This is a genomic window from Beijerinckia mobilis (genome assembly GCF_000745425.1).
GTDB classification, from domain to species: domain Bacteria; phylum Pseudomonadota; class Alphaproteobacteria; order Rhizobiales; family Beijerinckiaceae; genus Beijerinckia; species Beijerinckia mobilis.
Genome location: NZ_JQJH01000003.1, coordinates 182,995 through 195,046 on the forward strand (window position 1 = coordinate 182,995; position 12,052 = coordinate 195,046).

8 protein-coding genes are annotated in these 12,052 nt (G+C 59.0%); 4 read left to right on the forward strand and 4 right to left on the reverse strand.

The window, feature by feature from the left end; all coding sequences use genetic code 11:
* The first annotated feature begins 66 nt into the window (after positions 1–66).
* The gene (locus tag DL88_RS04820) at positions 67–1,269 is read left to right on the forward strand and encodes an alpha/beta hydrolase (RefSeq protein ID WP_034992701.1); all 1,203 of its coding nucleotides are present in this window, start codon (positions 67–69) and stop codon (positions 1,267–1,269) included.
* On the opposite strand, the gene DL88_RS04825 is transcribed toward DL88_RS04820, so the two are convergent.
* From DL88_RS04825 to DL88_RS04840, 4 genes are all read right to left on the reverse strand, one after another.
* On the reverse strand, positions 1,179–1,988 hold the full coding sequence (locus DL88_RS04825) for a 4'-phosphopantetheinyl transferase family protein (RefSeq protein WP_051955599.1): 810 nt from the start codon (positions 1,986–1,988) through the stop codon (positions 1,179–1,181). The genes DL88_RS04820 and DL88_RS04825 overlap by 91 nt on opposite strands.
* 31 nt (positions 1,989–2,019) lie before the next feature.
* Entirely contained in the window at positions 2,020–4,677 is a 2,658-nt protein-coding gene (gene pepN / locus DL88_RS04830) for an aminopeptidase N (protein WP_034992704.1), read from the reverse strand.
* 131 nt (positions 4,678–4,808) lie between these two features.
* Complete coding sequence (locus DL88_RS04835) at positions 4,809–6,095, reverse strand: MFS transporter (RefSeq protein WP_034993014.1); 1,287 nt, start codon at positions 6,093–6,095, stop codon at positions 4,809–4,811.
* A 231-nt stretch (positions 6,096–6,326) separates the two neighbouring features.
* On the reverse strand, positions 6,327–7,832 hold the full coding sequence (locus tag DL88_RS04840; RefSeq protein WP_245270622.1) for a cation diffusion facilitator family transporter: 1,506 nt from the start codon (positions 7,830–7,832) through the stop codon (positions 6,327–6,329).
* 343 nt (positions 7,833–8,175) lie between these two features.
* Between DL88_RS04840 and DL88_RS04845 the strand changes: the two genes are divergently transcribed.
* From DL88_RS04845 to DL88_RS04855, 3 genes are all read left to right on the forward strand, one after another.
* On the forward strand, positions 8,176–8,616 hold the full coding sequence (locus DL88_RS04845; RefSeq protein WP_034992705.1) for a VOC family protein: 441 nt from the start codon (positions 8,176–8,178) through the stop codon (positions 8,614–8,616).
* Positions 8,617–9,208: 592 nt separating this feature from the next.
* Positions 9,209–10,213 carry a polyprenyl synthetase family protein gene (locus tag DL88_RS04850; RefSeq protein WP_156970940.1) on the forward strand — a complete coding sequence of 335 codons (1,005 nt, stop codon included), beginning with the start codon at positions 9,209–9,211 and terminating at the stop codon, positions 10,211–10,213.
* Between the two features lie 141 nt (positions 10,214–10,354).
* The gene (locus tag DL88_RS04855) at positions 10,355–11,617 is read left to right on the forward strand and encodes a cell wall hydrolase (RefSeq protein ID WP_034992709.1); all 1,263 of its coding nucleotides are present in this window, start codon (positions 10,355–10,357) and stop codon (positions 11,615–11,617) included.
* Positions 11,618–12,052: the final 435 nt, after the last annotated feature.

Consider the following 12,052-nt stretch of genomic DNA (forward strand, 5'->3'; position numbering starts at 1 on the left):
TCTCCAGGCATCTCTGTTTGGAGAGGTGCTCTATTTTCGATTTCTTATTACGATCAGGATGTTTGTATGCGTCCTTTAATCATTCTTGTCGTGGCCCTCATGGCGTTTTTGGCAGGTCATTTCGTGTTTGGTTCGACGCTTCAGCGATTCGTGCGGGAATCCTACCTCCTTATTTCGAATAAACTGCCAAATGGCGCCACGGGACCCTTTGTCGTTGCTTCGGCATCGATTGAGCTCATCTCGGATGATCCCCAGGAAAGGACCATCACCGCGCATTTATGGTATCCGACCGCTGGTGACAAACCGGATGAGGCTCCGGGGGCTGCCCCACAACCGTCGGCACGACCCTGCGAAACAATTCTGCCTTCGCTGCATCTGGCGGAGGCTCCGAAGCCGTTCAGCCTGCTTCTGTATGCGCCGGGCATGGGGGGAAACCGGCTCGAAAATCGGATGACCTCGCAATTTCTGGCGAGTAACGGCTATCTGGTCCTTGCGATGGATGATGGCATCGTTCCGCAAAAGCCCGGTGATCAGCCCTCTGCCTTTCCGCTGGACTTCCGTACGATTGATCTTATGCGCACGACCATCCGCCTGGGAACGGAGAAGGCGTTGCATGATGCCCGGGCGGCGTTGCAGGCTCTCGATCGCTTTACGCATTGCGCCCAACAAACGTGGGCAGGCAGGGTCATATTCGATCGTGTCGGCTTTTTCGGATTTTCCCTCGGGGGAAGCACCGCGGCTGAGGCAGCCTTGCTCGATCCGCGTGTGGTTGCTTCCGTCAATCTGGATGGCTGGCTGTTTGGGCCGTCAGCAGACGGTAAGAATGAAAAGCCTTACCTGTTGCTTCTCACCGATGACACGAATCTCACATCCGCCGGCCTACGCAAGGCTCTGGCCTCCGATGAGCCGGCTGTTCATTACGAAGCCATAGTGAACGCCCATTTCGTGCAGACGCATAAAGCACTTGTGCAACGGCCAGGAAATTACGGCTTCTGGATCCACGGCACGGGTCATGGCGGCTTCACCGATCTGAATTTGAGCCGTTCGCAATGGCGCGTCTGGCGTCATGGTGATCCTTTCCGCATTCAGGAAAGCAAGGATGCCTATCTCAAGGCTTTCTTCGACACGGCGCTGAAAGGTATGGCCCCGGCTCCGCTGCTTACGGCCAATCCCTCGCCCTATGCCCGTACAGATGTTTTGAAGGACAATGCTGAATGGGGCGAAGGGATCGCCACCGCGCCGACGCAATCGGATCTCGCCTCGAAATGATGCAGCCGCCAGCGATGAGCCGCATCGGGATTGCCATCCTGCCAGCGCAACAATTGTGGCGGTTCATCAGGTTTCACTGAAACATCGAATGAATCGAGCGGGATCGCCAGGCCTTGGCCGAGGGCTTTGACGAAAGCCTCCTTGCGTGTCCAGGCCTGAAAGAAACCACGTTCGCGTTCCGCAGGGGGCAGGCTGGCGAGATCGGCGCGTTCGCGCGGGGAGAAGAAAGTTTCCGCGATTTCTTCCTCGATCGGGCGGATGATTTCGATGTCGACGCCGATCTCGCAATGATAAGTCACGGCGAGCGCGGCCAGATCAAGCGAGTGACTGAGATTGAAACATAGTCCCGTATTTTCCCCGGTTAGATACGGCTTGCCATAGGCGTTGGCGGCGAAATGAAGCTGATCGGGGGCGCTTTTGCCATAGGATGCCAATCGTTCCCGCATACCGCCTCTTGCCGTGATGAAGCGCCGGGCGTGGCGTCCATGAACGAAGCGTTCGACGCGCGCCTTTTCATCCTCACTCAGAAAACCATAAAGACGTTCGCGTTCGCGTGAATCGATATCGAGCGGCCAGATCCACAGATCGACGATGGCAGGATCTGAAGTATTTGTATGCATGATCGCGAATACAGTCTGGCATTGGGATAATGATAGCCCGCTGACCCATTCCGAATGACGGATGGGTAAAGCGCTGGTGGATGCGATGTGTGTGCGCATCCACCAGCTATTCATCAGCAAGTCGATGAGATCAGCCGAGTGAGCGTTCGGCTATATCCTTGACATCCGGCGATAATCCGGCGACGCCGGCGACACGGCGCAATGCGGCCTCGGCGAAGGTGCGGCGGCCTGTTTCGAGAGAACGCCAGCTGCGGAAGGCCGAGAGAAGGCGCGCTGCGACCTGCGGATTGAGCGGATCGAGTTCCAGGACGATTCCAGCAAGGAAATCGTAACCGCTGCCGTCCGCAGCGTTGAACTGTGTCTGGTTGCCGGTGGCGAAAGCGCCGATGAGGGAGCGTGTCCGGTTGGGATTATGCAGCGAAAAGGCTGGATGCTGCATCAGGCTTTTGACACGGTTCAGCGTTTCAGGTTCGGGGATCGTCGCCTGAAGAATGAACCATTTGTCGATGACGAGCGCCTCGGCCGCATGGGTCGCATAAAAGGCTTCGAGGGCTTTTTCGCGGGAGGTGCCGGCATATTGGGTCAATATGCCAAGTGCCGCGATCTTATCGGTCATGGTCGTCGCGCTCTCGAATTGCTTGAGAGCCAATTCGAGACCTTCATCACGGCTTCCTGCGCAGAAGAGATCGAGCGCCGCATTGCGCAACGAGCGCCGACCGGCGGAGGCGGCGTCGGGCGAATAGGGTTCTTCGCTCGTCATCGCCTGGTAAATCTTGAGCAGATTGGGTTTCAGCCCTTCGCCGATCGCCTGCCGCAGGGCGACGCGCGCGCCATGGATCGCCGCAGGGTCGACGTCATTGCCGATTTCTCGCGCGAGATCGGCCTCACCCGGCAATGTAATGACTTGCGCGGTGAAGGCTGGATCGGAGCTTTGGTCGAGAACCCGCAGCAAGGCGCTGATGAAAGCCTCGTCATAGGCCGGCTTGTGCCCCGCACGCACGACCTCGACAGCGCGGACGAGCTGACGGGTGGCATAGGTTTGCGCCGCCTGCCAGCGGTTGAACGGGTCTGAATCATGCGCGACGAGGGTGAGGAGATCGGCCTCGCTCAGTGCCGTTTCGAGACGCACCGGCGCGGAGAAGCCGCGTAGCAGCGAGGGAACCGGGCGTTCAGGCACGGCATGGAAGACAATGCGCCGGCGTTCCGTCGTGAGTTCGATGAGATCCCTCGCACATTCCTTTTCATCCGCCGCATCGGGACCGCTCGATTGCAGATCGACAGGCGTGCCGTCACGCGCGATGAGGCCGAAGGCGACTGGGATGACGAAGGGCTGTTTTGTCTCCTGGCCCGGTGTCGGCTTGCAGCTTTGGGTGAGATCGAGTGTGTATGTCTGCGCCTGTTCGTCATAGGCGGTCTCGACCTGGACGAGAGGCGTGCCGGATTGATGATACCAGAGCGAGAACTGATTGAGATCGCGTTTCGCGGTTTCCGCGAAGCAGGCGATGAAATCCTCGATTGTGGCGGCAGTGCCGTCATGCCGGTCGAAATATAGATCCATGCCCTGCCGGAAGGCTTCATCGCCGATCAGCACCTTGAGCATACGGATGAGTTCGGCGCCTTTTTCATAGACCGTCGCCGTGTAGAAATTGTTGATTTCGAGATAGGTGTCCGGCCGCACATTATGCGCCAGCGGCCCGGCATCCTCGGGGAATTGCGCCGAGCGCAAGGTACGGACATCGGCAATGCGGCGCACCGCGCGCGAGCGCATGTCGGCGGAAAATTCGTGATCTCGGAAGACGGTCAGCCCTTCCTTGAGGCACAGCTGAAACCAGTCGCGGCAGGTAATGCGATTGCCGGTCCAGTTGTGGAAATATTCATGGGCGATAACCGCCTCGATCTGCGCGTAATCCGTATCCGTCGCAGTCTCGGGCAAGGCGAGAACATATTTGTCGTTGAAGATATTGAGGCCCTTGTTCTCCATCGCACCCATGTTGAAATCGGACACGGCAACGATATTGAACACATCGAGATCGTATTCGCGGCCAAAGACCTCCTCGTCCCAGGCCATCGAGCGTTTCAGCGCATCCATGGCATAGGCCGCGGCTTTCTCCTTGCCGGGCTCGACATAGATGCCAAGGGCGACTTCGCGTCCGGAACGGGTGATGAAGCGATCGTGGATCGATCCAAGAATGCCGCCGACAAGCGCGAAGAGATAGCTGGGTTTGGGGAAGGGATCATGCCAGATGGCATAATGGCGGCCGGTGCCCTCTATCGTGCCGCTTTCGATCCGGTTGCCGTTGCCGAGCAACACCTGCGCCTCGCGGAAATCCGCTTCGATCCTGGTCGTATAGACGCTCAGCACGTCCGGGCGGTCGAGGAAATAGGTGATGCGGCGAAAGCCTTCCGCCTCGCATTGGGTGCAATAGGCGCTGCCGGAGCGATAGAGGCCCATCAGCCGCGTATTGGCCGTGGGATCCACTTCCGTCTCGATCTCGAGATGGAACGGCTCGTTCGGCACCACGTCGATACGCAATTGATCCGGGGTCAGAAAGAGATTGGAGGGATCGAGCTGTGCCCCGTTCATGAGCACATATTTGGCCTTCAGATCATCGCCATCGAGAACGAGCGGAGCGCCCGGGACACCGTTCGGATTGGGGCGGAGCGAGAGCTTCGATTGAACCCGGGTCGCCGTCGCATGCAGGCGGATATCGAGTTCCACGCGGTCGATCAGATAATCGGACGGTCGATAATCAGCGAGGCGGACGGGCTGGGGAAGGTCTGTACGCATGGGACTCTCTTCAACGGAATGGACGCGGCTTGAGACGCAGCTCGGGATTTTGCCTCATGTGGCGGCCATCATAGGCTTTCGCAACCGTTGATCAACGCCGTCAGCCTCCGCATCGCGTGCCGACGTCACGATCATTCGGCGGCGGCGAGCCTCGGCTGGGCCAGCTTGCGGGCGATCAGCGCCGCCACGACGAATGTGGTAATGCCGAAAAGGATCAGCACGAAAGAGGCGGACAGCCCGATGAGAGGGCTCTGCGCCAGGGCCGAGGCCAGGCTCGCAAGAATCATGAAAAGCGCATTGAGAATGTTGATGGCTCCGACGATGCGGGCGCGCTGAGTGGCTTCCGCATTGGCCTGAACCATCGTGAAGAGCGGCACGACGAACAGGCCACCGGAGAGAGCGAGGCCGATGACGTCGAAGGCAAGCCGCAGGCCGGTGGCATTGCGGAAGAATTCAACGAGCTCAAGCGTTTCGCCCGGTTTGTTCAGGTTCAAGGTCGCAAAACCAAGATCGATGAGAAAGACCGCCATGCCGATTGCCGCCGGAGTGACGATGCGCAGCGGCGGCCGGCCATGGGCGAGAAAGGCGGCGAGAAGCGAGCCGATGCCGATGCCGAAAGCGAAGAGTGCGCTGATGGCCGTCTCGACATCGAGCCCGCCGCCGAGCTTGTTGCGGATGATAGTTGGCACGAGAGAGACGGCGACGGCGGCCAGTACCCAGAACCAGGAAACGGCGAGGCCGCCGAGCCAGAGCAGGCGATCCGCCCGCAGGAAATGCAGGAGCGCCCGGGTCGAGGCGAAGGGATTGCGGTGAATGTGCAGGGCAGGATCGGCCGCTCCCTTGCCGGGAATGAAGAGGCTGGAGACGAAGCACAAAAGCGCGATTGCGAGCAATTGCAGGGCGATGGTTTCTGGCGTGCGATGGTCGGACGCGGAAAGGCCGCCAAAGATCAATCCGAATAAGATGGCGAGAAAGGTCGCCGCCTCGATCAAGGCATTGCCGGCGGTGAGTTCCTCCAGCGAAAGAAGCTCGGGCAATATCCCGTATTTAATGGGTCCGAACAGGGCAGCGATCGTGCCGAGCCCGAACAGGGCAGCAAAGAGCGCCGGGACGGAATTCAGCCAGAAACCGATTGCCGCCAGCGTCTGAACCGCGAGTTCACCGCCTTTCAGATAACGTGTGATGCGCGCCTTGTCATAGGCATCGGCCCATTCGCCGCCAAGACCTGAGAGAAACAGGGACGGCAGAATGAAGATCGCCACGGCCAGGGAAACGAGCGGTCCGGCTTCCGCTTCGCCAAGGCGAAACAGTACCAGCATGGCGAGCATGTTGCGGACGAAATTGTCGTTGAAGGCCGAAAAAAACTGGCACCAGAACAGGGGAGCGAACCGGCGCTGCCGCAAAAGGCCGAAAATCATCGGAAAGCACCATGGAAAAAGGCCGAAAAGGCGAAACACACAGGAAAGCCGTTAGTCTGGTTTTTTTATGAATGATCCCTCGTGAAACGGGGAGCATCGAAGGCGCCGGTGGTCGATATCGAACCGCCCTTGTACCTTCCCAAGTGTCAAAATAATCAGAAATTCACCTGAAAGATGGCATCGCCTTGAGGGCCATGGACGAGGGTCATGGACGAGAATTATGGGCGACGATCAGGGACTGGCCTGTTTCAGCACATCGGCATGGCCGATAACGCGCGAAATTTCCGGAAAATCAGTTCGGATCCCGTGATCGAGCGCATCGACGCGGTCATGAACTTCGGCGACGGACAGGCTCGGGTCGACCGCGCAATGATAATTGACCACCAGTCCGGCCGAGGTTTCCCGAACGCGGACATTATGAATCTCCGATATCGCCTGATCGGGAAGCGCGATCTTGCTCAGATAGGCCTGGATTTCAGCGATTTTTGCTGCCGGTGCATCCCTGCCGGATAGTTCGGCTGGCATCATCGGTTCGATATGGCTTTCGACTTCGGTGTCAGGTCCGAGTTCCTGGGCGATCTCATTCTCGAGGCGCGAGACGATCTCATGCGCCATGCCATGGGTCATGCTGGCGGTGAGCTCGACATCGAAGCTGATGGAAATACGCCCATCGATTTCCTGCACCGTCACATGGTGGATCGCGACATGCCGCTTGGCGGCAATCAGGAGAATGCGTTCGAGAATCGTCTCGTCGCCGAGCGCGACCGGATGCGCTGACAAGGTGAGCGAGACGTCGGGATAATGTTGGGCGAGGGCGGACCGGACGTTGGTCTTGATCTTGGCGGCTTGTTCAAGCGGCAGCGTGCGGGCGACGGAAATATCCATTTCACCCAGAACCTGTGAGCCAAATGGGCGCAACCGCAGAGTTCCCAGCGCGATTACGCCTGGCACGGACGAAACGAGGTCGCGAATCTTGTCCGCGAGACCTTCGGGGGCCGCATCGAGCAAGGTGTTGATCGTCTGCCGGCCCAATTGAAAACCTGTATAGGCTATGATGCTCGCGACTGCGAGGGCGGCGAGCGGATCGGCGCGGGGGAAACCGAGCCAGGTCATGAAGAGGCCGAAGAGAGCGGCGCCCGACGCACCGAGATCCGCCATGAAATTCAGGGCTTCGGCGGCCAAGGCCTGGCTTTTGGTGCGTTTGGCGATGGAGCGGAGCGATTGCCAGCGGATTGCGTCAATGACCATTGAGACGATCAATACGCCGAAGGAAAGAACGCCAGCCTCGATGATGCTGCCGCCTTCCCACAGGCGGCGCAGAGCTTCGGTTATGATGAAGACGCTGAATCCGAACAAAAGACCGGTTTGGACCAGAGCCGCAAGCGCCTCGACCTTCGCATGCCCATATTGATGAACATCATCGGCGGGCTGATGAGCTATGCGCAGGGCCACGAAGGTCATGAGCGAGGTGAGGATGTCAGCGAAATTATTGGCCGCCTCGGACATGATGGCGAGCGAGCCGGAAGCCACCCCGGCGATGACTTTAGCGAGAGTCATCAGCGCCTTGACGCCGACTGAGATCAGCGCCTCGCGCTCCTTTTCCCAATTCTCGTCCGCCGCCTCGATCGGCTCTCCCGCGGCCATCGGGGAGTTGTTGCCGTCAGCCGTGCGTCCAAAAGCAAACATCGTCCCGAGACCGCTGCCGAGGCTGGAGAACAGGGATCCGCCGGCCGTCATGATGGAAACGCCGCGGGTGAGAAACGTCCGGGCCGTTTTCCGGCCCCGCAGAAGGAGCGCGAAATTAATGGATGCTCTGTCAGAGCGCACAGGAAAGGGGCGCTGACGATTGAGAGTCTGCCGCCGTTTGCGGCTGTTGCTATAATACGGCATCGACCGGAGCCTTGGGAAGCGAATCGGAAGAGGGCCTACAGTCATCGGGCGTAGCGGAACCGGAGGGAAAAGTGTGGGGCAATGCCAGGCCGGGAGCAACGGCACCGTTTCGGCTACGCCCTCTTTCTGCTTCGCTTATCGGTGAGCCCGCCAGGACCATGGACAGCGAGGGAAGAGCCGAGGGACAAGCATGGAATATCTTCATACGATGGTCCGGGTGACCGAGTTGGAAAAGTCGCTGAACTTTTATTGTGACAAACTTGGCCTTGTCGAGGTCAGACGCGTGGAAAGCGAGAAAGGCCGCTACACATTGGTCTATCTCGCGGCGCCCGGCGACATGGAACGGGCGATCAAGTTCATGGCCCCCCTGATTGAACTGACCTACAATTGGGATCCGGAAACCTATACGGGGGGCCGCAATTTCGGTCATCTCGCCTATAGCGTCGAGAATATCTACGCGACTTGTGAAAACCTTATGAGGAAGGGCGTGACCATCAACCGGCCACCGCGTGACGGGCATATGGCCTTTATCCGCTCGCCCGATAATATTTCCATAGAGATCCTGCAGAAGGGCGAGCCTTTGCCGCGCCAGGAACCTTGGGCCTCCATGGCGAATGTGGGGACCTGGTGAAGCAGGGCTGAAACCGATAGGCTCTTCCCGATCCGTCATGCCAGATTTTTATTCCCGTGATTCCTCAGCGATGGGTTCTTTTGGAAATGTGGCGCGGCGATTCTGCCCCCTCACGGCGGCGGGCTGCCTCTTCGACCCGATTCTTAAATGCAGGAAACCGTGATCGAGAGGAGCGATGCGGGTGGCGGATCCAGAAAATATTGGCCAGCTTGACGAAAGGGTGAGCCGGTAGAAGGAAGCCAAGGGAAACGTCGCGGAAAGCGTGAGGCAATTGCGGCAATTCGGCCACAGTCGGGTTTCGGACTGCCGCCTATGCGCTTCAAAAATGTTGCAACGCATCCTCAGTCCTGCGACAGACGGCGGGGAATTCCGGCGGGATTGCAGCGGGTGGAGATCCGCTCTACAGCATCAAACTGAAAGCGTGCGCCGCTTTTGGGATAAACCGACGCTCTTCCGGGCTGTTAGAGCATCGTTTTCGATCTCGTGAAATGTGCGATGCCCATTGGCCGCCATGGATGAGATGTTATGAGGCTTTGGCATCAACCCTGCGGCGATCGCGAACTGGACCCCGATCGGAGATCTTGAATTGGGCATGGTGATTCCTCTCGAAGACGCAAAAGAGACCGGCATCGAAAGGCTCCTTGCCCTGGTGACGCCAGATATGGAGCGCGTCAACCAGACCATTCTCTCGCGCACCACTTCCGACGTGTCGATGATTCCCGAGGTGGCGAACCATCTGATTTCCTCCGGGGGAAAACGGCTTCGTCCAATGCTGACGCTCGCCGCCGCGGGGCTTTGCAATTATGCCGGGCAGGGCCATGTCAAATTGGCGGCTGCGGTGGAATTCATGCATACGGCTACGCTGCTGCATGACGATGTCGTGGACGAAAGCGACATGCGGCGCGGGAAACTCGCGGCTCGTATGCTGTGGGGCAACGAGGCGAGCGTTCTCGTCGGCGATTTTCTGCTCGGCCAAGCGTTCAAGATGATGGTCGAGGTCGGCTCGCTCGCCTGTCTCGAGGTCCTGTCTTCCGCCGCGGCTGTGATCGCCGAGGGAGAGGTCATGCAATTGGCCGCCGCCAAGGATACGGAAACCGGCGAGGACGATTATCTGGCGGTGATCCGTGCAAAAACTGCTGCTTTGTTCGGTGCGGCCGCCGAGGTGGGCGCTTTGCTGGCGGAACGGCCCAAAGCCGAGGTTGCCGCTTGCCGCAGCTATGGGCTGAACCTTGGCATTGCATTCCAGCTGATCGACGATGCCCTCGATTATGGCGGAACATCCGCCAATCTCGGCAAGAATGTCGGCGACGATTTCCGCGAGGGCAAGATCACGCTTCCCGTCGTGTTGAGTTTCCGGCGGGGCAGCCAGCAGGAGCGTGATTTTTGGCGCCGCACGTTGGAGAAGGGCGAAATCGCCGATGGCGATCTTGATGTCGCCATTGCCACGATGCGCCGGCATCGCGCCATTGAGGATACTGTCGAGCGCGCCCGTCATTATGGCGCGATGGCGCATGACGCTCTGGATTTGTTTCCCGCTTCCGCCTGGAAGCTGGCTCTGAACGACGTTGTTGATTTCTGCGTCAACCGCGTTTCCTGACTTCCTCACCCTCTCGATTCCGGCCTGTACCGTTTTGAGACGCGACTTCAAAGTCGCGGCGTAACCGCTTCGCAAGCATGTTTGCCGATAAATCTCCCGGAACAGAATTGCGGCTTGGCCGCACGGAAATCGGGATAGGGCATGCGCGGGTCGCGAGTCGGTTGGGCAATGGGAATCATCGCGCCATGGTGTCTGGCGGTCGGATTGCTCGTGTCGTTCAGTGCGGATGCCGGCCAGGACGCGGTGATGGGCGGTTCTCTCGTGCCATTGTCGGATCGGGCCCCTGACCGTCCGGTTGTGCTCATTCCCGATGAAGCCTTCGGCATAGAAGCGGTTCCCTCCACCCGTAGTGATGCGATCGTCGCCGTGGCGGCCTTGCGGGCGGTCAGCCTGGAATTGGGAGAAAAGCAGGATTTCGCCCAATGGGCGGATGAGGCCGAGCCACATGCCGACCTCAAACGCTTCGCCCAGACGAATGACGGGAAAGCCGTTCCGATGATCGATCGCAGCCGCAAGGGTGATCCTTTGATCGGGTTGCGGCCGACTTTTGATACGAATTTGCGTAAGGATGGCGGCTACGCCAGATTGCGCGCGCATGATCTGCTGTTTGCCCATGATGAAACCTCGCCCACCGGGGGATTTTCTCCTGCCGATGGCGATGTCGATGGGCCGGAAAGCGTCGCGGCTTTCGAACCCTGGCCTGATGGGGAAAATCCGACCACCGCTCCGGCTCGTGCCGATGCCTCTCCGGCGGCGGCAGAGACCGCAACCACGGAGACACGCACCACCCTGATCATGCGCCCGAGCGCGCTCAATGAACGGCTCGTACAAGGGGCGACACCGCCAACGCCGCGCGCCTTGGCGCTCGCTTCGACGACGCCGGCGCCAGCGGACACTACGCCGGTCGAGGTCGTCTTCCAGCGCTCCAAAAATGCGCCAGAGGAATTTGTGGAACGGCAGAAACCGAGTTATGCGGCGCTGATCGGCGCCGATCGGTCGGCGAGCGAAAAACGGTGTCTGGCTGAAGCGATTTATTTTGAGGCGCGTAGCGAAACGGAAGAAGGCCAGGCGGCTGTTGCCCAGGTTGTCCTCAATCGTGTCGCGAGCGGCCTTTATCCAGCCTCGATCTGCGGCGTCGTCTACCAGAACCGCACCCATTACCGCGGATGTCAGTTCTCCTTCGCCTGTGAGGGAAAATCCCTGCGGGTGAATGAGCCCGAAGCCTGGCGCCTTGCTGTCAGGGTTGCGGATTCCGTCATTGCCGGCCGCACTTACCTTGCCGACGTCGGAAATTCCACCCATTATCATGCCGATTATGTTCGGCCGCGGTGGGCCAAGGCTTTGAAAAAGATGGAAGTTATCGGGCGCCATATCTTCTATCGGCTAAGGCCCGGACAAAGCTGAACGGGTCGCGAGCCGTTACGAGTGTACTCTATATGGCCATTCGCCTGAACGCATGAAACGATCCCGGCTGCTGGAAGACCTTTTTGCCGGGAAAGGATTGTCTGGCTGAGCCCGGTCGGCCATCCTATTTCCGCCTTTTCCACGGGGCAAAGTTGACTCGGCCAATTCAGGTGCGTTCTTCCGATAATGGCCGTGTGAGACCCTTCGATCGCGGCGCCGCGTGTATTTTCGCTGTGAATTTTCTCGCCGCCTGCTTAAAAATCTTTGGAAATGGTTCTGTTTTTTGAGTGAGACTATCCGGAAACAGCCGAATGCGCTCTCCCGTCAAGGAAACGTGTTGATGCAAGATGCTTGGCGCATTGTAGCTATTTCCCGCATTGTGCCGCCTCTTTGAGGTGGAAGGAAACTGCAGGAAAGCCATTTCTGCATGATCCG